Genomic DNA, 22,319 nt, shown 5'->3' with positions numbered 1-22,319 from the left:
TTTATTTGGTAGTCACTTTCATATCTTCCAATTTGATAAAGGGAAGATAGAAATTGCCCAGATCCTTCAAATCCTTCCCGACTCGGGAGATCCTCCTTAGTGCCTCATAAAAATTACCGGCGAGCATACAATCCTTCACCCGTCCTTTAATCTCCCCATCTTCAATCTTAAAGCCCAAACCGACACTAAAAGAGAAATCCCCCGCCCGGAGATTTGACTGCCCTCCCCCTACTACCTCATAAACGAGAAGCCCTTCCTGAACTTCCCGCAACGCCTCGGAAAGTTCGTCTTTTCCCGGCGCCACGAAGAGATTATTCAAACCGGGGTTGGGTTCGCTACTATAATGGCGTTCCCCATTCCCGGTGCTTTGCCGACCCGAGTGGTGAGCGGTCTTCAAGTCAAAAAGGAAATTCTTAAAAACCCCTTTTTCTATTAAAGGCGTCTGTCTTTTGGCTATCCCTTCCCCATCAAAAGGGGCAGAGCCAGAAGCGTAATCCAAAAGACCATCATCATAAACCGAAAGCAAAGGGGAAGCGATCTCTTTCCCTTCCTGACCCAAGAGGGGTGTGATCCTCTTCTGAAAATTCTTCCCGTTCACCCCCACCAAAAGTGGCAAAAAGAATTGTACCAGACCATAAGAAGGGGCAAAGATTACCGGATAGGTCTTGGTCGCTAAGCGCCCCTTCTTCAAAGAATTCTGGGCTAAAAAGACCTGCTGATCAACAAACTCGGAAAGGGAGAAAGGTTCGCCCGAAGAGAGATTCTTATAGTCATAAATCCAAATCAAACCATCGTCTGCCACAATCAACCCGCTAAAAGAAAGGGAGTAAAAGACCCTTTCGTATTCCCCAATAAATCCGGAGGAGTTGACAAGTCGGCGCCGGAAGATAGTATGGTGTAAGTTTAAGTCAATCTTAAATTGGGGAAATCGTGTTTTCGTCTCGGCGATAATCTCCCTTCCCAAAGAGAAGATTTGTTCCGAAGAGATCTTCTTAACTTTCTCGTTAACCAGTCGGCACTTTCCCGGAGGAACTTCCTTCGGAAAAGTAAAATTCACCTTCTCTCCGTAATTGGCAGTCTGGATCGCGGATGCCACCAGTTCCGAAATTCGGCTTCCATCCGTAGTGCTGGCAAAACCCAACTTTCCATCCTTGATCACCCTCAAACCCAAACCTTCCTCCTCTTTTGTCGCCAAGGAATAGGGCTCATCTCCCCGAAATTCACAGAGGGTGGTTAAGGTTTCGTCTTTTAAGATCTCAAAACCTTCAACCTTTCCTTTCAATTTCTCAATAACCTCTTCCATCATTTTCCTCCAATCAGACAATTTTTAATCCGGATGTGAGGACCACCGGTCGCGACGGGCAGAGGCGATTGTCCCCCCTTACCACAACCCCCGGGCCAGAAAATCAAATCATTGCCAATCATATCAATATTCCTTAAAGTCTCAAAGATATTCCCCTGAATTATCACATCGCGTACCAACTTTGTCTTCTTTCCCTTCTCAATCTTATAAGCAAATTGGGAAGAGAAGGTGAAAAACTCCAATTCGGTCGTTCCGCCTCTGGTCCCGGCCACATAGAGCCCATTGTCAATCTCCCCAATCATCTCCTCCAATTTCTTATCCCGGGGTTCAATAAAGGTATTAGACATCCGGACAATCGGTGGGAAGCGATAACTAACTGCCCTCGCATTCCCGGTTAAATCCTCACCCATTGCGGAGGCGGTCTCTTTGGAATGGAGATGGGAAGAGATCTTCCCTTCCCGAATGAGAGAAGTTCTTCTACTTTCTACCCCTTCATCATCAAATTGATAACTCCCCCACTCATCTTTTATCGTTGGGTCATCAACAATTGCCAGTTCCGAAACCCCATAGGTCGTGCCAATCTTCAATAACTCCTTCAGCCTTTCGTTTGTGTAGAGAAAGTCCGCTTCCGAAAGGTGACCGAACGCCTCATGGGCAAAAACTCCAGCCAGGCGTGGGTCAATGACACAGGTATAGACTCCGGCATCAACCTTTTCCGCCTTCAATAAATCCAATGCCATCTTGGCAATCTTCTCCACCACCTCTTCCTTCCCTTGTAAATCCGCAATCCCTCTTCGGGAGGCAAAAGATTCGGCATAGTCCTGGATATTTGTGCCATCCCGGGCAATCGCCTGTAAAAAAATCCGAAAGTATCTACTTACCTCTTCAATGTATCTATCCTCCGTAGAATAGAAATAAATCTTCTTATCCCGCTCGCCATAACCAGAAAGAGTAGAGACAATTCCCGGAAAGCGAAGGAGAATCTCATTATAACCCCTTAATAATTCTACCTTTGCCGTTAAGGGGAGAGAATCTTCCCTTTGCTTTTCCGCATAAATTTCAATTCTGGGAAGAAGGGAAAGCGAAAGCCGTTTTGGCGGCAAGAGTTCTAACTCCTTTGCCTTCTTCTTCGCCAATTCTTTTAAGCCCTCATCAATCCGATTGAAACTGGCAGAGACCCAATTCCCATTCTTAAAAAGCCGTAAGATGCCACCCTTTTCAAAATTCTGCCGGCATTCGTCCAACTCCTTGCCCCGAAAGACAATACTTGAGACCGCGCTCTCCTCAACTCGGATATCACCATAGTCAATATCTAAACCGGTAAAAATCTCGGCCAAAAATGATTTCATAATCTATTTTACTTGACATTTGAGGCTTTGTCAAACAGAAGAGATTTAAAAAACCGAATATCTCGCTACCCATTCCTCCCCTTTCAAAATTAGTCCGGGGATTAGGTAAGAAATTAGAAATTTTCATATGCCTTTTCCGAAAGAAGAAACCAGTGAGAAAACCAGGCATCTCTTTCCGAAAGAAATTAGGGGAAAAATTAGAGATCTAACTCCCGGAAAAATTACTCCCGAAAGCATCGTCCGAAGCGTGGATAAAAGGTGGGAGGGGAGGTAATAAAGGAGGCGGTGGTAGGGCTCACTTAAAATTTATCTCAAAAGCAATAAATTGTTGAGAATAAAAGACTTAAAAAGAAAGGGCTTTTCTTGTTAGGCGACTTTTATGTCGCCTAATTTAATTAGGATGGAATAATAAAAATTATGAAAAACTTGCGAAATTTAGTCCTGGTCAAGATAATTCTGAATAGTTTTAAGCGGCTCTAAAAAAGCAAAACCTTTTTTACTTTATATTTAATCACACCACCCTTCTTAATAGGTTTTCTAAAAGGACTTGTCGGGCGTATTGGGGAAGTCTGTTTTTTGAGCATAAGATTGAGAGAGGACGATTGCCATAAATACTTACCTTCTTAATTTGAGCGAATAGTTTTTTAACATAAATTTTATATTCTGTCTCCATAATACCTTTGCTTTAGCCACAATCTTCTTCCGATCTAAGCCTGAATGGTCTATAGACTATTTAGGAACATTATAGCCAAGTGTATCCTTGACTTTTTCCATTCCTCAATTAAAATTAACCAATCCAGCTTCCGGGCTGGATGAGGAAAAAATGCTTTATATTAAAAAGCCTTTTGGAGGTCTTAAATGAAAAGGCTATTTATCCTTTTCTTCTTAGCCGCCTGCCTCTGGGCAGGGAGGATTGTCCCAGAACTTGAGGCAATCTTAAAAAACGCTTCCCCTTCGGATATGATCGGCATCATCGTGCGAACCAAAGAACAAGCCGACCTTTCTCTCTTACCTCCCGATGCCACCTATGACGAAAAGATTGAATACTTAAAATTTGTTGCCGAAAGAGCGCAGAAAGGCATCTTGGAATATCTCAAAACTGTAAAAGCCGAAGATATAAGATGTTTTTCTTTGGTTTCTGATATCGCCTTAAAGACAACCCCAGAAGTGATTAGAGAGTTAGCCAATCGGGAAGATGTTGACTTTGTGATGGATGACTTCATTGTCAAACTTGATGATGTCTGGCTCGGGGAGACAACCGAGCAAGATGCCACCGAAACCCCGGAATGGAACATCACCAAAGTGAGAGCGGATACCTGCTGGATGGATGGCTATACCGGTCAAGGGGTGGTTGTTGCCAATATGGATACCGGAGTTGAAGTTACCCATCCGGCATTTGGTGGTCGCTGGCGCTCCACCAATGGCTGGTACGATGCGGTCAATGGTCAAAGTTCCCCTTATGATGACAATGGTCACGGCACCCACACCATGGGCACAATGACCGGGGGTGATGGTTTAGGACCTTTCGCCAACGACATCGGTGTTGCCCCGGGTGCTACTTTCATCTGCGCCAAGGCATTTGATGCTAATGGTTCTGGTCAAGCATCCTGGATAAGTGCTTGCTTTAACTGGTTTGCCAATACCGGTCGTCCCAATGTCATCTCCAACTCTTGGGGAAGTGGCCGAACGACAACCACCTGGTGGAGTTATATTGTCAATTTGCGAAATCTTGGCATTATTGTTGTTGCCTCCATTGGCAATAGCGGTCCTTCCTCCGGAACTTCTAATGCTCCAGGGAGTTATCCCATCGTGATTGGCGTTGGTGCCACCAACTCCAATGATGATATTGAAAGTTATTCCAGCCGTGGACCGGCACCAAACCAAGACCCCTGGAACAATCCCGCCAACTGGCCCAGAAGCGATTGGAACTTAATCAATCCCGCGATTTCCGCTCCGGGCACAGTCCGTTCCGCTCTTCCTGGTGGTAGTTATGGTACAATGTCCGGAACCTCAATGGCTTCTCCCCATGTTGGTGGCGCAGTCGCCTTAATGCTGGAAAAGATGCCCAGTTTAACCCCAGACCAGGCATTTAATTATATCACCAATAATGCCGACCGCCCTTCCCAAGGCGGCACCTATCCTAATAATAACTACGGCTGGGGAAGGTTAAATTGCAAGAAGATCTTAGATGCGATGGTGCCCGCCAATAAACCAAATATCATCCTCGCCCGCACCGCGATTACTGGTGAAAATGGCAATGGTCGGCTTGACCCAGGTGAAACCGGCAATCTAATCACCTACTTAAAAAATACCACCGCGATCCAAGCAACCAATCTGAGGGGAACACTAAGAGAAAATGACCCATATCTTACTATCTCTGACTCTCTTGCCAATTTCGGTAATGTGCCGGGTAATGATAGCACCAATAACCTTTCCGACCCATTTGTTTTAAGTGCCAGTTCTTCTACACCGCGAGGCTATACCGCCAATTTAACCCTCTATTTAGTCTGTAATGAAACATCCTGGACCAGAACCTTCACCTTAACCATTGGTCAACCCGTTCAGCAACCAGGAACCAGATTATGGGGTCCAACCCAGGTATCTGGTGTGCCGAGCACTGCTGGTCTTTATGGTATCGCCTACAACCCGACCAATAACCGAATCTATGTCTGCCATTTCCGAGCGAGAAATATCTATATGTTCTCCTCCGATTCTCTCCTCACCCCCTTAGGCACCATCCCAACCCCAAATAACGAAAGTGCCTGCACCGATATCAAATACTGTGCCTATGACAATACCTTCTGGGTTGCTTCCAATCAGACAAAAAGAGTTTATAAAATATCCGCTACTGGTTCGGTTCTCAGATATTTCAGTAACCCGGCTAATGACTATCCAACCGGACTTGCCTGGGATGAGAATAACCGCATCTTATATCTGGCAGACCGCAGAAGTGCTTTGGGTGCCCTACCCGGTTATATCTATGTTACTGACACCTTAGGAAATCAGATAAGAAGAATGAATGTTCCTTTAAGTGCCAATTATGGTCCCCGCTGTCTCGCCTTAGAAAGAACCCCTTCCAACCCCAATCTCCCAACCCTCATCCATGTTTATACCTCCTTCAACTCCCAAGGCACCGCCCTTGACAGTGTTGGTGTCTACGAGATGAACCGAGATAATCTCACCATCCTCCAACGCTTCTTAATTCCCGAACTCTATAACGCCCGCGGTGTGGAATACGACCCAAGAAATGCTACCCTCTGGGTCACGATAATGGAACTGGCGGCAGGCGGTCCTAATAACTATATCGCCAAATATGCCGGCTTCCACGAAATGGTCGGGATGGAAGAAGAGAAGACACCCTTAAAGAATTTAACCCAAATCTCCTGCTATCCTAATCCCTTTAACCAATCCTTAAATATCGCCTACGAATTGAAAAAGAGAAGCGAAGTCTCTCTCTCCATCCATGATGCTACGGGTCGGCAGATTGCCCAATTGCAGGAAGGGATTTCTAATCCGGGAAACTACCACTTCGTCTGGCAGGCAAATAACGCTGGTGTCTACTTCGTCCGGATTAAGACCAAGGAAGGTAGCCTTTGGCAGAAGGTGATTAAATTCTAAAAGAGAAACTTCATCCAGCCCGGAAGCGAAAAAAATTGAGATAAAGATCTAATATCTTATCCCCAAAGAAAAAGACCAAACCAGTAGCCAAAGATAAGAAACTACAAAACGGTATATAACTATCCCTTTTCCAGACCTTCAAGGCGATAAGGATTGAAGAGATTAAAACCCCGAAAAAGGCACCCAGGAAGATTACCAGTAAGGTAAATTGCCAACCCAATAAAGAACCAATCATCCCCCCTAAAAATATATCACCGGTTCCCATCATCTCCTTTTTGCGCCAGAGAAACCCCAAGAGTCGAAAGAGAAAAATCGTGAAAGCACCCACCAGTATTCCAATAAGGGAAAAAATTGGGTTTTTGAGGTTAAAGAGAAAACCGAAGATTACGCCCAAGTAGATGATTAGGTCATAAGTTGCTTTCTCCTGCCAATCCAAAAAGGCGGTGAGCAGTAATAGGGAAAAATAGACCAAGGAGATAAAGAGGGAAAAGGAAAGGGAAAGTTTTAAGTATAAAAGATAGAAAGTAATTCCAGTTAAGAATTCAACGATTGGATAAATTGGAGAAATCCTCTTCCGACAATAGCGACACCTACCTCCCAATAAGAGATAACTTAATACCGGAATATTGTCATAAGGTCTTATCCTCTTTTTACAATTCGGACAGAAGGAAGGAGGAAAGGCTATTGAGATTTTCCTCGGTATCCGATAAATACAAACATTAAGGAAACTACCGATAATTAGACCAAAGAGGAAGAAGAGAAAAGAAATCTTTATCCTATAACTTTATCCTTCTGCTGGTAAAACCCTTGGAATGATAAAGATTATCAACTCATTCTTCTCTTTCTTGGTACTGCGGTGGGTAAAGAGATTACCCAAAAGTGGGATATCACCCAAAATTGGCACCTTGGTTACAGATTGGGTCTCCTGCTCTTTAACCAAGCCACCAATCACAATCACCTCGCCATCCCGAACACTAATCTGAGTTCTTGCCTCACGTTTGGCGACGATCGGTAGTTCCTGTTCCTGGGCAATCTTCCAACCGGTGATTGCTTCAATACGCGTCTTAATCTCCATGTTAATCCGACCGTCCTCCGTGAGATGAGGCGTTACCGAGAGGGCGATTGGTATATACCTCTCCTGCCAAGTATAGGTCCGCTCTCTGGTCTCCGGGTCAACTTTTACTTGCAGAATCGGAATTTCTACCCCCATCGTAATCTCTGATGTCTGGTTATCAAGGGTCAAGGTCTTCGGGTTAGCCAAAAGTTTTGCCTTCCCCCGGCTCCGGATTAAATCAAGAGCCGCCGACATTTGGGCAAATGTGATTTTACCCAAAACCATCTCGTTCATCATAATGGGCAATGCCGCTTCTTTACCAATCTCCGGTGGTTCCGTTGTTGCCGCGGCGCGAATTGACCAGTCAACCCCATAGATATCATCGGCATTCAAAGTTGTTTCAATAAATTTTGCCTCAATCGTAATCTGGGGAGAAGGCTTATCTAATTCCCGCATCACCTCATCAATTTTCGCCAACCTTTCGGGAATATCAGTAACCACTAAAATGGACGCCCTCTTGGAACCACCACCTTCTCCAACTCGGCGGTAAGAGAGTTCCGCTTTACCCTTTTCGGAAAGGAGTCTTTCCGCAGTTTTTTTGGCATCATCCGCTTCCACATCGTTTAAGAAGTAAATCCGCGTTGCCAACTCTCCTTCCATCTCCCTCTTCCGTGGTTTCACCATAATCACCCCTCCCCCCAAATCAACCGCATTACATTCCACCGCTTTTAAGATAGCATCAAGGGCGATGGGAAAGGGAACTCTCTCTAAGCGCATAGTAATTGTTCCTTTCACTTCTGGGGAGGAAACAAAATTAACCTGGAAGAGACTCGCCAGCATTCTTAAGACATCAATAATATCCGCATTCTTCACATCCAGACTCACTGTCTTTTCCTCTTCCTTCTTCTCCGGTCTCATCTCAAAAGGTTCATCAGTAATCTCCAAATAGATAAAATCCTTCTCCCTTCCTACCCGATAACGGTAGAGACGGTCCAATTCAACTGTCACCCGAACAATTTTGGGCTCTTCCTTCCATTGCTTCACAATTACCTTCCTCACAGGGGGAATCTCTGATTTCATCGTCTCCGGCTCAATCTTATTCACAGCATCAAAAATATCCATCACCACCGCAGGCGGTTCCTCCTGATAGAAGGTACCGATGTTGGGAGAACCGATCGTCTGCACGGTAACGCGTGTGCCTTCTAAAAGTCGGTCAATACTTATTCTCTTTACCTCTTTCTCTATCGCCCAGAGAAAAGAGGCGGCAAAAAGAAGTGTGAAAATAAAAAGTATTTTTCCTAATTTCTTCATCTTCCTCTCCTTTTACTGACCTAAGTAGACTTCAAATTTTCTACCACCTTTTTCCACCACTACCTTATCCTTATCAATTGCCACAATCCTTTTCCCGGCAATCTCATCGCCCACGCTCACAATCATATTATTAATCAGAGCATAGGATTTACTTTCGGAAATGGTAATCGCCGTTAAACGGAGGTCTTTAATCTCTGTTAAAAAAGAGAAATCGCGCACGAATGGATCCTCTCCCCATCCTTCACTCACCTCTTTCTCCGCCGGGATTAAGGTGGTAGCCGGTTTCCTCTCTTCTTTTCTCTTTTCCTCCTTCACCTCGGGTACCGGCTTTGCCAATTCTTCCTTCGGCTTGGCGGTGAGAGAAGTTGTTTTTCTTTCCGCCACCCTTTTCCTTTCGGGTTTTCCCCGGGTGAGGGTTAAAATAAGAACTACCGCAATGATAATTACTAAAATGATAATTATTCTCTGCCTCATCTTCCTCACCTCCTTCTCGTCGGAGTTAGAGAAAGTGGGGTAATACTTTCTCCCACTTTCACAGACTTTTGTGCCCCATGGTATTCAACAATAATTTTATCTTTCTCAATCTTCACAATCCGGCGACCGCTAATCTCATCTCCAACCTTATAGGTTTTGCCATCAATAATCACATAACTGCCGCTTTCACTATAAAAAATTGCCTGGAGCAAGTTATAACCGACCCTCTTTCCCTTTCTCTGGCGCATTGCTCGCTTCCGCATCTTCTCTTCTAATCTTCTCCGTCTCCTCTCCTCTCTTAATCTCTTCTTCTCCTCTTTCCTCTTTTGCCTCTCTAACCGTCTTTCTTCCCGAGAGGTTCTCTTTCTTTCCAAAGTTCCAGCCCGACGACCAGTTCGTCTTCGGGTCGCTACGGTATCGGTAGTGGTCCGGCGAGAGGTTGCGGGTCGTCTTGACGGTTTGGAAAGAACCCGGTAGCCGAGGAAAATAAGGAGGCCAATGATGATTAAAAGAACGATACCGCGTCTCACATCTCCCTCCTATCCAAGAGACTGGAGGTATAGATATTAATTAGTAATTTCGCTTCAATCTCCGGCCGTAACTCCGCTTTACTTGTCATATCCAATTCGTGAACCTTCACATAAAACGGGAAGTCTTTTAGTGATTCAATAAAATGTCCGATATCCAGATACTTCCCTTGACAGGTAACTTCTAAAGGAAGAGGTCGGATCGGGACTTCCGGGGTTTCTTGGGTTAAAAGGGTATCAAGTCCAGGTGGCCGAACCGCGATAAAACGAACATTATATCTCTTTGCCTCTTCCGCCAATCTCTTTCCCAATTCTAAGGTTGCCCGCCGCGGTGCCACCTTTTCCATAAAGGTCCGATTTGCCTCCTCCAACTCCTCAATCTTCATTCTTAATCTCTCAATCTCCCGAGCCAGGGCACGAATTTCACTTATCCTTTTCTGCATCTCCTTAATTTTCGCATTCACCGCCATCCGCGAACTGATGCGTGGTCGGTAGAGGACAAAGACAAAGAAAAGAAAGATCAGAATAATAACGATTATGCCGATTAACAAAACACCCCTCTCTTTAATATTCATATTCTACTCCTTTTCACATTCCAATTCAAATTCCAATACCTCTTCCCCTTCCAGAATCGTCTTCGTCTTACTTACCAGTTTTACCCCTTTCATCTCCTTCCCCAATTCCAGGTTAACCATAAAGGAGGCTAAATCAATCTCCTGAAATTCTGGTAAGCCGGTCACAATCCCCTTCATCTTCACTGTTTTCAATCCGGTAAAAGTGAGGCTGGTCAGTTGGATATTACTCGGAATAGCTCGACTGATATATTTTAGGAAAGGAACGGTGATCTCCTCTTCACCCACGATGCTCCGTAAAAGTTTACCTTCTGCCTCTAAGTCTGAAACTCTTTTGGAAAGGGCAAGGTGTTCCTGGGCAATTTTCTCCTCTTCCCTCAATTCTTTTTCCACCCTCCGCAACTTCCCTTTATCCACAACCTCTTGGGTTGTTAAAAAGAGATAGATAAGGATAAAAATGGGAATGGCGATAACCATCATCCCTACCACTAAGGCGATATCCCGCTTCTGATAACGTTTTGCCTTCAGTTCGGTTGGTAAGAGATTAATTGCCCGGTGGTCAAAGTGTAAACCGAGGGCCGCGACCAAACGGGGACCAATCTCTTCTTTCGTCCCGGGTTTATAAAGGTTATAGGCTTTAAACGGGTCAAAAATCTCAGTGGGAATTTTTAGGTTAGCTTCCATATATTCTCGCAATCCCCGCATCAGCGCACCGCCTCCGCACAAAAGAATCCGGGAGATGGTTGGAACCGAAAACTCCCGTTTGTAGAAATCAATACTCCGGTCCAATTCCGCGATCAATCGCTCCAAGGCGGTCCTCTGCACCGCGAAAATTCTCTTCACCTTAATTCCTGAAGGTAAGCGGTCTTCGGAATCTTCCGGCGGTATACCGTATTCTCTTTTATATCTTTCTGCCTCTTCGGCGGTGAGGAAAAGTTGCCCTTCCTCTGTGGCAATAGAAATGGTCATCGCCTCGGTAATACTCTTGCCGGCCACGGTCACCGTCCGGGCGAGTTCAATATTCTCCCCACGCATAAAGACGATATCGGTGAATTCCGAGCCGATGTCCAAAACGCAAATCACCTCTTCCCGTCGGGGTTTCACAAATTGCCTCACCGCTCCCGCCAGGGCGAAAGGCACAACCGAGATCGCGGTCGGCTCCAAACCAACCTTCCTCACCGTTGAGATGTGGTCGGAGATCACATCCTTTCGGGCGGCAATCACCATCACATTATCCCGTGGAGCGCCTGCTTCCATCACCACACCTAAGGGGTGGAAATCTAAAATCGCCTCATCTAAAGAAAATGGTGAATAGCGGTCAAGACGCAAAAGGATGGAATCTCTCAACTCTTTCCTTGACATCCTGGGGAATGGCGCCTGCCGCATACTCACTGCCGGGCCCGAGACGAAGGTATAGACCTGAGAAGGTTTTATATCTCGTAATAAATCCCGGATCACTCCCGGCACATCGGTCACCTCTGTAATCTCCCGTAAACCGTAATCAACAACCCTTCCTTTATCCATCAAAACGAATTTAACCGAACCGGTTCCGATATCAATACTTAACTCGCCTCTACCTTCTGGTTTAAAAATCTTCTTAATATTAAAATCAGCCATTTATCCTCCCCCACAATAAAACATATTAATCCCCAACCTTAAAATCAATTAAGGAACCATCACTAAAACGAATCTTTATTCTCCTCTCTGCCATATTTTTAGTATTAGGCGGCGTCAAGGTATCAGTGAAACTACCGATCGTAAACTTTAACCTCTCTTCGGGAAAGACCAATAGGGTATCAATATCACCACCCATAAATTGGGCAATTTCTCCCTCCTTTATCTTATCGCCCAAATAACAAACCGAATCCCGAGCCGTGACCTTATTATAACAGACTACGGTCTCGGGTATCATCACATCTAAAACGTTAAGATAAAACAGTTTAATTGTATCCTTTGTCCAGTTATGAACCCAAAAGAGAACTGTGTCCGAGGAGGTTAGGGTATCCGAAGAGAGATAAATTAAGTTCCCCCTAAATAATCTCGGCACCCGAAAATCAACGAGAACTTTTGACTTCGGCGTCACTATTGCATATTTCCCCAAGGTTTCATAAGGGGTAACAAGTTTTAACCAGTGTCTACCAATTGGTACACCGCTAAATTGATAAAAACCATCCCGGTTAGGCTGGACTGAATCTTCTCTCATCTCCCCATTTCTGGGATAGGTAATTTTCAAAATTAGTCTTTCCGCTAAATCTCCAGGTGGGGTATTTTCCCGATCCAGGACCTGACCGTAAACGGTATTATTAAAGAGGTCGGATAAACTATCGGCAATTCGGTAGGTGAGGGTAACTTGACCGTTACCAAAACTCCTTATCGTTAAATCCTCCGGGGAATACTGGTAATATCTACCCCAGGCATCCTTCTTATAACTCTCTTCATCTTCCCTAAAACTAATCTTATAGTAAGGACCTTTCCACAATTCCCCTTCGGGACGGATAAGACCTCCTAAACTATCCGGCAGTTTCCCCAGGTCACCGACATAACCAAAATCAATCCTTTTGCCGTCGCTCAATAGTTCTGGATCTCCGGTAATCGCCTTAACAATCGCCTTCATCTCCGCCATCGTCTCATCAAAAAGACCTCTTTCCCGAACCCGGTCAATTGCCGAAAGGGTAACACTCGCTAAGACCCCAATGATGAGCATCACAATGATTAATTCCAAAAGGGTAACGCCTCTCCTCATATTAAAATAGGACATTACCAAACCGAATAATCAAATCCTGCTTACCAATCTTCGGATAGACCGTAAGGTAGCGGTCAATAGAATCGGATGGCACACTTCCCCGATAAACCGCCACCAATCTCACCTTCCCCTGCGGCACCGGTTCAAAAGAAAATTCCCCCGGTCTTAAAGGGTCAAATTCCATAGAATCCACTAAGGTATGACCCTGCCAGGGATAAAAGAGATAGAGGGAGAGATGTGTCAAATCACTATTTTTGGGCCGATTACCAAAGGCGTCCTCAATAACTCCAGCAACTCGGTTATTTAAGAGGTCACCAATTCTGGTAGCGAATTTCTTGGTTATCCACCTCCGGTAATCAATATCACTTCCTCCACCAAAACTCCTAATGAAGAGACTTTCCGGAATATAGATATAAGAGTCGCCCCAGGCGTCAAAGAGGAAACTTCTTGGATTTTCGGCAAAGGTCGGTTTCACATAGGGTCCGCGCCACAGGGCGGAATCCACATAATCCGGTCTTTGGGCTAAGTCAATTAAATTCCTCGGCAGCATCCCACAATCACCAACAAAACCGAAGTCTACCCTTTCTCCGGAAACAACAATCCGCTCATCACCAACAATCGCCCGAGAGATTTCTTCCAATTCCCGGAAGGTCTCCTCATATCTACCTTTTTCCATCGTCACATCCCAAGTCCTGACCGCAGCGGTAGCCAAAATCCCAATGATCACCATCACCACCAGAAGTTCCAAAAGGGTAACACCTCTCCTCATTATTTAAAATAAGACAATGATATCGTCATTCTCGGCTGAGCCGCTTGGTGGTGGATACCACTCACCATCCGGACCAGCACTCTTTAAACCTATCGTTTCCCCACTCGGTGAGATGTGATAAAGAATCGGATTACCCCAGGCATCTTCTAAGAAACCCAATTTGCCATCATCCCGCACATAAGGACCATGCCAACCCTTTTTAGTGAAAGGGTCCCAAGCCGGAATTGATTCCCTTCCTGGATATTCAAATCCTCTCACTGTATCCGGACGGTTAGTAAGGAGTTCAATTAAATGACGAGGCAAACGGCCCACATCGCCCTTAAATCCTAAGTCTAAATATTGACCACCGCCGATAATCTCCGGATTGCCGACAATCGCCTTTCGCAGTTCCATAAGATTCCGCTTTGTCGCGGTAATCCGGGCATTCTGCTGGATTCGGGAGACGAGCGGGGGCACGAAAAAAGCAAGGAGGGTCCCAATTATGGAGATGACGATCATAATTTCTAACAAAGTGAACCCTTTCCTTTTCATAGTTAGTTATGCAAGACAAAAATCACCACTTCCCCATCCGGGGTGTAGGAACGAATACTCGCGCCGAAACCATTGAAACCCACTAATCCCCAATTTGACGGCTCAGACATCCCCGGGGGATAATATGCCCCATAGCGCATCTGACCGGGGGCGTAATCAAATAAATCGTTGGGACCACCCTCTCGGGTATCAGAACATTCTTCTTTGCTATCGTAGTCCTCTTCGTTAAAATCTTCTGGGGTCATCTCTTGACCGGTGTAAGGATTGGTAGGAAACTTTCCCAATTTTTGTTCGTAGACCCCACCCGGGAAGATATAACCGTAGCCATCCTCATAAAAATCATCCGCGTAATGACCCCTTTCTAAGAAAAAGGTTTCAATCGCCACCTGGACATAGCGCATATTTGCCTTCACCGCCGTCTGTCTTGCCCTTTCTCTTATCAGCCGGAAGTTGGGGACTTGCATAGAAAGGAGAATGCCCAGAATGAAAATGACAACCATTAACTCCAAAATGGTGAACCCTTTCCTCTTTTTCATAACTTATATTTTAGCAAAATTTTTTCTTTTGTCAATAGTCTTAACATTCTCTCAATATTCCGTCTTGGAGGCGAAGTTAAATTCGTCAATCAGAAGCGCGGGTGCCAAAACAAAGAAGATATCCTCACCGTAGAGTTTCCGCTCAGAAGAAATCTTTCGCACCTTGCTTAAGGTCTCATAGATATTTACGACAAACCGCATATTCTTAACCGGGTAGGTAATCTTTCCCTTCTCAATCATAAATGTCCCATCCCGGGTCATGCCGGTGATTAAGGTCTTATCCGGATCCACAACCCGCACATACCAAAACCTCGTCACTAAAATCCCTTTCTCAATCTCCTTGATCAAATTCTCCTTCTTATCCTTACCTTTTGCTATTACTAAATTGCCCGGCAAAGGTCCCCAAGGAGAAGGTTGGGGTAAGGAATGTCCCGTATTTTTCTTTTTGAGGAGTTGGGCGTAAAAAGAGTCAAAGACCACTCCCTTGGCTATTCCATTTTTAATTAAGACCACTTGCTTTTTCGGATAACCCTCAAAGTCAAAGGCAAAACCGGGCATTCCCTCTTCTGCCCAGTCATCGTAAATGGTGATATTCCTGCCGGTTATTACCTTACCAATCTTTTTGGAAAGGAGAGAAGACTTCTCTCGGAAACGTTTCGCACCAAATTCCAGCCAGGCTAAGAAAGAGAGCATCTCCCCCACCGCCGGTTCTTCCAAAAGGACAGTATATCTTCCCGGCTCAATCTCTCTCGGATTCTTAGAGAGCAAAGCCTTTTCGCAGGCAACTTCTGCCAATTCCTTAAAATCAATTTCGGAAAACTTTTTCCTAATATCCACCGCGTAGCCAGCGGCGGAATCTCCCATTGCCGTCACCGAAACAAAATTTATTCCCGTCATTCCGTAGTTAAAAATCCCTTTGGAATTCGCCACCCCCAAAGAGATGCGGGTATTGTGAATCACGCCGAATGCCTGGAGGTTATACTTTTTACAAACCCCAACAATCCTTTCTACCGCCTTCCCCCTTTCCTCCGGGGAAATAAATTCCGGCTCTCTCGTGATCTTTATCCGCATCCCTTTTGGGGGCTCTGGTAAACCCCTAAATTCCTTATCCGGTTTTATCCCTTTCAGATTCTCTTTTAATTTCACCAGAGCCTTCTCAATCCCTTCCTTTTGGAAATCCTTGGTGGAAACTCCAGCCACCTTTCTCTTCTCCACTCCCCGTAACCAGAGATAAGGTTCTTCCACTACCATATTCTGATGGATGATGGAATTGGCAAAACGGGTTGTCCCTTTTTCCGAGTAATAAAGCCCCCCTTCAATCTCGTCAAAATCCTTTCTCTTAATAATCAAATCTAAATATTCTTTCGTTTTTATCCGGTCAATCATCTCTCCCCCCTCATTTTCCGACTTTAATATTACGGAATCTTGCCGGACTGGCACCGTGACCAACATGAGCCACCTGCATCGGGTCACCCTTACCGCAGTTCGGCACACCCCAAACTTCCCATTCCTCTTCGCCGCATATCGCATCACAATTCCGCCAGATCTCATAAGAAATCCCCGAATAGGCCGGCCGCCTTATCATCTCCACCTTCTTTCCATTTTTAATCAACCAACCAACCTCCGAAGAGATATGATAATTTAATCGCTTATCGTCAATACTCGGTGCGCCAGCCGACTCAAAATAGATTCCTTCCTTCGTATCCGCAATTAGGTCTTCTAATTTTCCCTTTCCGGGCAGGAGATTGATATTGGTCATCCGGATTAAGGGGATAAAAGCCCAAGAAGTGGCACGCATTGTCCCGTTGCTTCTCTCTTGAAAAACCGCCGCCGTTTCCCGGGAAGTGAGATAACCGGTGAAAATTCCATCTTTAATCAGATAAGTGGAACTCGCCTTCACCCCTTCGTCATCATAGCCAAATGTCCCCAAACCACCGGGGATGGTCGCATCCGCGGTGATTGTCACAATCTCACTACCAAACTTAAAACTCCCCTTTTTATCCGGAGTCAAATGGCTCGTTCCCGCTAAGGAAACCTCTGTTCCTAAGACCCGGTCCAATTCCGTTGGGTGGCCAACCGTCTCATGGACTTGAATTGCCACCATTGACCCATCAAGGATGACCGTGGTCACCATCTCCGGACAATCCCGAGCGGTCGTTAAAGCGACCGCCTCCTCGGCAACCCTCAGGGCATGTTCTGGAAATTTTAATCCCTCAATAAACTCATAACCGGCGCTTTTATAATGTCCCCGCATTCCCGGATAAGACCTCTCCCCGGTGACATTACCTTTCACCGCCAGGGCTTCAATGTAGCCACCGGAATGATAAATTGTCTGCTCAATGAAAGAACCTTCGGTAGAGGCAAAAATTTGGAACTTCTTATAAAAATATAACTCCCCTCTTCGGCGCTTCACCCCCTCCACCTTTTTCATAATCTCATCGCAATTGATTAGAAGGTTAATCTTCTCCTCCAGAGGGAACGAAAATGGGTCGCGTTGGATGGGGGTGGTATAGGTATCCGAAACCTTCTCCGCGGGCGCCAAAATGACATCTTTCTCCTTTAGTTTACCGGAGACCTTCGCCACCCGGACTGCCAATTTGGCAGTTCTTATCACATCCCCTTTGGTCAAACGCGAAGTAGCGGCAAAACCCCAGGCACCATTCTTAATCACCCGAATGCCAATCCCCCGGTCTTCGTCTCTCTTTAAGGTGGCAATCCGCCCGTTCTCCTGATAAATTGTCTCCTCTTCAATTCTCACCAACCGGCAATCACCATACGAGACCCCTTCCTTATCCATCACCTCTAAGGCTAAGGTGACTAACTCCTTTTCCATAAAGCCTCCTAAAGTTTATGGTGACAAATAAAAAAGTTAATTTTTACCATTTTGTCCCGAAACGCCAGAGGAGATAGGCAAAATTCCAACCAATAAACCAAGTGCTGAAGACCGTAAAAAGCCTCATCCCCTCTTTGGCTAAAAGAGCATCTACCTTCTTTTCCACCTCCGGCCAACTTCCGGGGCTTATCTTTTTAATATCCGACCAGGTATTCACCGTCGGGATGAAAGAATGGATATAGGAGACGAGCCGTTCCTGAGAGATATTTTTCTTTTCGCAATATCTTTCTGCTAAGACTGAGACATCAGTTTCCTGAGAGAGCAAATTTTCCGGATTAGTTTTCTCTTCTTTTCGGGCATAGGAGAAACAATTGAAGAAGAGGAGTGCGGCGAGAAGAAGTTTTATTAAACTGTCCATAACTTAATAGTTTAGTAAAATTTTCTCTTTTTGTCAACTATCTTAAAATCACCTTCTTTATCCTTAACCCATCATTCTCCTCCCCTACTAAAAAGTAGACCCCTTTCCCCAAACCATTTACCTCCTTCACCAACCGTCCCGCGGTTGTGAAAACCTTCCCGCCTCCTTCGGGAAAAGAGAATTGACTTTTCCTTTTCACAAAATCCTTTCTCCCGCTAATTTTCTCCCCTTCCATCCCCAGGGAAGAATAAGTGAACTCATAAACATAACCATCCGAGCAGCCAAAATAGAGCCGGTTTGTCCCGTCATTTCGGCCGTCCCCAATTATCGCATCGCCGTAGGTGCGACCGGAAATTTGTGAACTATCAACCCAAGAAGAATCCCATTCCGTTCCGTTCCAGGTATATTCCAAAGCGGATAATATCCCCGTGGCACCGGCATAAACCCTTTTTCTCCCGTCATTCCTTGCCTCTCCCACCACCACACACCTCGGAATCCGGGGAAAACCTCTCACCCGCTCCTTTTCCCACCTCTCTCCGTTCCAGGTAAATTCATAGACCGCATAAGGACTGGAACCCAAACCGGCATAGATCCTTAAAACAGAATCGTTTTTCCCTTCTCCCGCGGCAACATCATAATAAGCCCTCAATGTATCCAACTCCTGATACTCCCAACTCTGACCGTTCCAGGTATATTCCCGAATCGCCGTTCCCTGCTTGGTTAAATAAATTCGGTAAATCCCATCATTTCGTCCCGGAGCGATAATCATATCGGTTCCTGCCCAGTTGAAAATCTGGTTGGTCACCCAACTTGTCCCATTCCAGGTTGATTCAAAGGTCCGGCCGTTATTGCCGTCGCAACTGTAAACCCGAATCGTATCATCATTCCTTGCCGGACCTAAGGCAACCGCATGCCCAGCCGAAGAACTGGGACCGGAAGGGAAGGTGGCGACAACACTCCTCTGCCAGGTTCCGTTCTCCCAAGAATATTCGTAAACGCCACCGTATTGGGGATTGACAACGGTAAATGTGGCATAGATTCTTATCCGCCCATCATTCCTTCCCATACCCGCACTCACTCCCCAGCCCGAAGTCACTCCCATATCTAAACCCTGCCAACTATTATTCCGCCAGGTGAACTCATAAAGCCGATTCCAACCTGCCGCATAAATCCGGTTCGTGTCGTCATTTCGTCCCCGGGTAATCACCAAACTGGATGCCCAACCCATTCCGCTTCCGACCGTGGTTTTCACCCATTCCCCAAAAAGGGAAGTAAAAAATAGTAAGCAAAATAAGATCTTTAACATAAATCCTCCCTTCTCCAAAAATCCCAAACCGCCCATTTTAAGGGTGGCAGTCCCAATTTTTGCCAATACCGATATTGACCGCCAAGGGGCAATTTAGTTTCACCACCCCTTCCATCTTCTCCTTAATTATTTCCTTCGCCTCCTCAATCCTTTCCTCTTCAATCTCAAAAAGGAGTTCGTCGTGCACCTGAACCAATATCCCGCCCCGAAATCTTCTTGCCTTCAATTCCTCGTAAATCTCAACCATCGCCTTCTTAATAATATCCGCCGCCGAACCCTGAACCGTAGAATTTATCGCCAACCTCTGTCCCAGTTCTTGTTCCGTCTTATTATTAGAAAAAATCTCCGAGATGGGTCTCATCCGGCCGAAAAGGGTTCTGGTATAGCCCCTTTCTTTTGTCTCCCTAATTATCTTCTCTCGCCAATCTTTTATCTTGGGATAGAGGTTAAAGTATTCCTCCATAAATCTCTTCGCCTCCTCCCGACTAATCTTCATCCCTTCCGCCAGACCAAACTCACTCATCCCGTAAATTATACCGTAATTGACCGCCTTCGCCATCCTCCTTAAATTCTCATCAATCTCCTCCCTCTTAAAAATCGCCTTGGCGGTTGCGGTGTGGATATCCTCCCCCCGCCCAAATGCCGCAATCAAATTCTCCTCCTGGGCAAAATGGGCTAAAATTCGCAACTCAATCTGAGAATAATCCGCGGAGATGAAGAGAAAACCATCTTCCGCCACAAAACCCTTCCTTATCCTCTTTCCCCATTCCCCCCTGATCGGTATATTCTGCAAATTCGGATCTGAGGAAGATAACCGACCGGTTGCCGTTCCCCATTGATGGAAAGTGGTGTGGAGGCGTCCGGTCTCTTTATTGAGAAGGTCAGGGATGGGTAAAAGATAAGTATTCCTCATCTTACTCAATTCCCGATATTTTAATAACTTCTCAATTATCGGATGCTTACCCAGAAGTTCCAAAAGGACCGAAGAGTCCGTAGAAGGTAATCTCTTTCCCATCTTCTTGGGGGGTAACTTCAACTTCTCAAAGAGGATAGTGGCGAGTTGGGAAGGGGAGTTCACATTAAATCTAATTCCGGCATCGGCAAAGATTCCCTTCTCAATTCTTTCCATCTCTCCTTCCGCCTCTTTCGCCAATTGTTCAAAATAAGGAAGGTCAATCTTAATTCCCCTTTTTTCCATATCATAAAGGCAGAAGATTAAAGGCAACTCAATCTCCGAGAATAGATAATCAAGACCCCGGGCAGAGATCTCCGGTGCCAAATCCTGATAAAGGGAGAAGAGATAAAGGACCGCCTCCTCCGGTCTGAGACGCTCCACCAATCTCTTCTTCCGAATCAAAATCAAATCGGTTAGTTCGTAGCGCTTTCTCGTCGGTTCAATTAAATAGTAAGCAATCTTAATGTCAAAGAGCGGAGGTTTTACCTCCATCCCTTTATGCAATAAACTTTTTAGGTCATAAAAGATTTTTAAGACCTCTCCCTTCTTTAAGAGATCCTCTCCCCTATTTTTAGAGACCTTAAAGACTTTCCTCCCATCCGGTGTGAGATAAAAATAGTCTTCAAAGAGAAAGAAAGCCATCTCCTTTCCGATCTCCGGTAATCCTTCTTGGACAATAACCTTCTCTTCGGGTGCGGTTTCTCCAAATTCCTTCAAGAGATTGAAAAACTCCAAATCGGTAAAAATCTCCCTGATTGTCGCCTCATCCCTCTCCTCCAATCGCAAATCATCTTCGGAAATTTCCGGGAAGAGGTCGGTCTTTAAGGCAACGAGTTTCTTAGAGAGGAGAACTTCATCCTCATGTCCCTTTAACCGCTCATCCTTCTTCAAAGCCTCTTCTAAACTGCCGTAGGTTAAAATTATCTCCTGGGCGCGCTTCTCACCAATCCCCTTCACCCCTGGGATATTGTCAATACTATCACCTGCCAGCGCCAGAATATCGGAGACCTTTTCCGGCGAGACCCCGTATCTCTCCTTTACTTTCTCTGGGTCATAAAGCAAATCTTTATAAGGGTCATACATAAAAATCTTATCTGATACCAACTGGAGTAAATCTTTATCCGAAGAGACGATATAAACCTCAAAAGACTTATCTTTTAACCTTAAAGCGAGACTGGCGATAACATCGTCCGCCTCATAGCCGGGCATCTCAAATACCTTTATCCCATAGGCGGAACATAACTTCTTAATTACCGGTGTCTGCCATTCCAAATCCTTTGGACTTTCCGGTCTTTCAATCTTATATTCCTTATATTCCTTATGGCGGAAGGTCTCTTCTCCGGTATCAAAGGCGCAGGCGATAAATTCCGGATGGAACTTCGTAAATAACCTCTTTAAGGTATTGACAAAACCGAAGACCGCCGAAGTATTTAAACCCTTAGAATTTTTTAATGGATTACGGATGAAGGCATAATAGGAACGGTAGACAATGGAATGACCATCTAAGAGGAAGACCCTTTTGGCCATCCTTCATAATAGCCAATTATCTTCAACCGTCAAGGAAAACAGGCCCTAAGACGCCCTCCTTACCAAAATAATATAAGGAACCTGCAAATAAGAAAGACCTATTTCTAATTAAACTTCTTTCACATCGGATTTAGAAATCAAAAATAGAAAAAACCGAATGCCTTACCCCTAATCCTTTCCCTATTAGGATTAGACCTTGAATTGGGAATGGGATTGGAGATTTTCTTCTCCCTTTTTCGGGAGAAGAGAGTGGGGATAAAACTATCCCTTTTTTCCGGAGAGAAATTGGGGAAGAGATTGGAACTTTAATTGGAGATAAAATCCCCCCTTAAATTAGGGATAAAATGCCGGATAAGAAGTGGGTAGGGGGGTGGTGAAGGAGGCGGTGGTGGGGCTCACTTCAATTTAACCTAAAATAATTAAGTTATTGGAAATGCGAAACTTAAAAGAAAGACCCTTCTTTTAATAGGCGACTTTTATGTCGCCTGAATAA

Annotated in this window: 18 protein-coding genes; 1 reads left to right on the top strand and 17 read right to left on the bottom strand. The window is 45.2% G+C overall.

The window, feature by feature from the left end:
• Nucleotide 1: 1 nt before the first annotated feature.
• Nucleotides 2-1,306 (bottom strand): TldD/PmbA family protein, encoded by a 1,305-nt coding sequence (locus ABIL00_01445; protein MEO0109432.1) that lies wholly within the window; start codon nucleotides 1,304-1,306, stop codon nucleotides 2-4.
• Nucleotides 1,303-2,652, bottom strand: a complete 1,350-nt coding sequence (locus tag ABIL00_01440) for a TldD/PmbA family protein (protein ID MEO0109431.1) — start codon at nucleotides 2,650-2,652, stop codon at nucleotides 1,303-1,305. Before ABIL00_01440 ends, ABIL00_01445 begins: the two co-directional genes overlap by 4 nt.
• A gap of 858 nt (nucleotides 2,653-3,510) precedes the next feature.
• Between ABIL00_01440 and ABIL00_01435 the strand changes: the two genes are divergently transcribed.
• A complete protein-coding gene (locus ABIL00_01435) occupies nucleotides 3,511-6,270 on the top strand; it encodes a S8 family serine peptidase (GenBank protein ID MEO0109430.1) in 2,760 nt (919 codons plus the stop codon).
• A gap of 10 nt (nucleotides 6,271-6,280) precedes the next feature.
• Here the strand turns inward: ABIL00_01435 and ABIL00_01430 are convergent, their stop codons facing one another.
• From ABIL00_01430 to ABIL00_01360, 15 genes are all read right to left on the bottom strand, one after another.
• Nucleotides 6,281-7,009 (bottom strand): prepilin peptidase, encoded by a 729-nt coding sequence (locus tag ABIL00_01430; GenBank protein MEO0109429.1) that lies wholly within the window; start codon nucleotides 7,007-7,009, stop codon nucleotides 6,281-6,283.
• Nucleotides 7,010-7,054: 45 nt separating this feature from the next.
• The gene (locus tag ABIL00_01425) at nucleotides 7,055-8,635 is read right to left on the bottom strand and encodes an AMIN domain-containing protein (GenBank protein MEO0109428.1); all 1,581 of its coding nucleotides are present in this window, start codon (nucleotides 8,633-8,635) and stop codon (nucleotides 7,055-7,057) included.
• Nucleotides 8,636-8,647: 12 nt separating this feature from the next.
• The gene (locus tag ABIL00_01420) at nucleotides 8,648-9,109 is read right to left on the bottom strand and encodes a hypothetical protein (protein ID MEO0109427.1); all 462 of its coding nucleotides are present in this window, start codon (nucleotides 9,107-9,109) and stop codon (nucleotides 8,648-8,650) included.
• Nucleotides 9,110-9,114: 5 nt separating this feature from the next.
• On the bottom strand, nucleotides 9,115-9,639 hold the full coding sequence (locus ABIL00_01415; protein ID MEO0109426.1) for a hypothetical protein: 525 nt from the start codon (nucleotides 9,637-9,639) through the stop codon (nucleotides 9,115-9,117).
• Complete coding sequence (pilO, locus tag ABIL00_01410) at nucleotides 9,636-10,211, bottom strand: type 4a pilus biogenesis protein PilO (GenBank protein ID MEO0109425.1); 576 nt, start codon at nucleotides 10,209-10,211, stop codon at nucleotides 9,636-9,638. Before pilO ends, ABIL00_01415 begins: the two co-directional genes overlap by 4 nt.
• Nucleotides 10,212-10,214: 3 nt before the next feature.
• A complete protein-coding gene (gene pilM / locus ABIL00_01405; protein MEO0109424.1) occupies nucleotides 10,215-11,825 on the bottom strand; it encodes a type IV pilus assembly protein PilM in 1,611 nt (536 codons plus the stop codon).
• Between the two features lie 25 nt (nucleotides 11,826-11,850).
• Entirely contained in the window at nucleotides 11,851-12,951 is a 1,101-nt protein-coding gene (locus ABIL00_01400) for a prepilin-type N-terminal cleavage/methylation domain-containing protein (GenBank protein MEO0109423.1), read from the bottom strand.
• 1 nt (nucleotide 12,952) lies between these two features.
• Complete coding sequence (locus ABIL00_01395) at nucleotides 12,953-13,720, bottom strand: type II secretion system protein (GenBank protein ID MEO0109422.1); 768 nt, start codon at nucleotides 13,718-13,720, stop codon at nucleotides 12,953-12,955.
• 3 nt (nucleotides 13,721-13,723) lie between these two features.
• Entirely contained in the window at nucleotides 13,724-14,251 is a 528-nt protein-coding gene (locus ABIL00_01390; GenBank protein MEO0109421.1) for a prepilin-type N-terminal cleavage/methylation domain-containing protein, read from the bottom strand.
• 2 nt (nucleotides 14,252-14,253) lie between these two features.
• On the bottom strand, nucleotides 14,254-14,787 hold the full coding sequence (locus ABIL00_01385) for a type II secretion system protein (GenBank protein MEO0109420.1): 534 nt from the start codon (nucleotides 14,785-14,787) through the stop codon (nucleotides 14,254-14,256).
• A gap of 51 nt (nucleotides 14,788-14,838) precedes the next feature.
• Complete coding sequence (locus tag ABIL00_01380; protein MEO0109419.1) at nucleotides 14,839-15,651, bottom strand: metallopeptidase TldD-related protein; 813 nt, start codon at nucleotides 15,649-15,651, stop codon at nucleotides 14,839-14,841.
• Nucleotides 15,652-16,183: 532 nt separating this feature from the next.
• On the bottom strand, nucleotides 16,184-17,620 hold the full coding sequence (locus ABIL00_01375) for a TldD/PmbA family protein (protein ID MEO0109418.1): 1,437 nt from the start codon (nucleotides 17,618-17,620) through the stop codon (nucleotides 16,184-16,186).
• A 43-nt stretch (nucleotides 17,621-17,663) separates the two neighbouring features.
• On the bottom strand, nucleotides 17,664-18,038 hold the full coding sequence (locus tag ABIL00_01370; GenBank protein MEO0109417.1) for a hypothetical protein: 375 nt from the start codon (nucleotides 18,036-18,038) through the stop codon (nucleotides 17,664-17,666).
• A 37-nt stretch (nucleotides 18,039-18,075) separates the two neighbouring features.
• Nucleotides 18,076-19,344, bottom strand: coding sequence for a hypothetical protein (locus tag ABIL00_01365; GenBank protein ID MEO0109416.1), 1,269 nt, complete (start codon nucleotides 19,342-19,344; stop codon nucleotides 18,076-18,078).
• Nucleotides 19,345-19,381: 37 nt separating this feature from the next.
• The gene (locus tag ABIL00_01360; protein ID MEO0109415.1) at nucleotides 19,382-21,826 is read right to left on the bottom strand and encodes a DNA polymerase I; all 2,445 of its coding nucleotides are present in this window, start codon (nucleotides 21,824-21,826) and stop codon (nucleotides 19,382-19,384) included.
• Between the last annotated feature and the right edge of the window lie 493 nt (nucleotides 21,827-22,319).

This window comes from candidate division WOR-3 bacterium, assembly GCA_039801905.1.
In the GTDB taxonomy this organism is placed as follows: domain Bacteria; phylum Hydrothermota; class Tepidihabitantia; order Tepidihabitantales; family JBDRVQ01; genus JBDRVQ01.
The sequence above is the reverse complement of the archived record's forward strand: the minus strand, read 5'-3'. Positions and strand labels throughout refer to the sequence as shown.

Excerpts from the sequence above, each read along its gene's own strand:
- ABIL00_01445 (MEO0109432.1), bottom strand. The coding sequence starts at position 1,306 with ATGATGGAAGAGGTTATTGAGAAATTGAAAGGAAAGGTTGAAGGTTTT.
- ABIL00_01440 (MEO0109431.1), bottom strand. The coding sequence starts at position 2,652 with ATGAAATCATTTTTGGCCGAGATTTTTACCGGTTTAGATATTGACTAT.
- ABIL00_01435 (MEO0109430.1), top strand. The coding sequence starts at position 3,511 with ATGAAAAGGCTATTTATCCTTTTCTTCTTAGCCGCCTGCCTCTGGGCA.
- ABIL00_01425 (MEO0109428.1), bottom strand. The coding sequence starts at position 8,635 with ATGAAGAAATTAGGAAAAATACTTTTTATTTTCACACTTCTTTTTGCC.
- ABIL00_01420 (MEO0109427.1), bottom strand. The coding sequence starts at position 9,109 with ATGAGGCAGAGAATAATTATCATTTTAGTAATTATCATTGCGGTAGTT.
- pilO (MEO0109425.1), bottom strand. The coding sequence starts at position 10,211 with ATGAATATTAAAGAGAGGGGTGTTTTGTTAATCGGCATAATCGTTATT.
- pilM (MEO0109424.1), bottom strand. The coding sequence starts at position 11,825 with ATGGCTGATTTTAATATTAAGAAGATTTTTAAACCAGAAGGTAGAGGC.
- ABIL00_01400 (MEO0109423.1), bottom strand. The coding sequence starts at position 12,951 with ATGAGGAGAGGCGTTACCCTTTTGGAATTAATCATTGTGATGCTCATC.
- ABIL00_01395 (MEO0109422.1), bottom strand. The coding sequence starts at position 13,720 with ATGAGGAGAGGTGTTACCCTTTTGGAACTTCTGGTGGTGATGGTGATC.
- ABIL00_01390 (MEO0109421.1), bottom strand. The coding sequence starts at position 14,251 with ATGAAAAGGAAAGGGTTCACTTTGTTAGAAATTATGATCGTCATCTCC.
- ABIL00_01385 (MEO0109420.1), bottom strand. The coding sequence starts at position 14,787 with ATGAAAAAGAGGAAAGGGTTCACCATTTTGGAGTTAATGGTTGTCATT.
- ABIL00_01380 (MEO0109419.1), bottom strand. The coding sequence starts at position 15,651 with ATGGGAGATTCCGCCGCTGGCTACGCGGTGGATATTAGGAAAAAGTTT.
- ABIL00_01375 (MEO0109418.1), bottom strand. The coding sequence starts at position 17,620 with ATGGAAAAGGAGTTAGTCACCTTAGCCTTAGAGGTGATGGATAAGGAA.
- ABIL00_01370 (MEO0109417.1), bottom strand. The coding sequence starts at position 18,038 with ATGGACAGTTTAATAAAACTTCTTCTCGCCGCACTCCTCTTCTTCAAT.
- ABIL00_01365 (MEO0109416.1), bottom strand. The coding sequence starts at position 19,344 with ATGTTAAAGATCTTATTTTGCTTACTATTTTTTACTTCCCTTTTTGGG.
- ABIL00_01360 (MEO0109415.1), bottom strand. The coding sequence starts at position 21,826 with ATGGCCAAAAGGGTCTTCCTCTTAGATGGTCATTCCATTGTCTACCGT.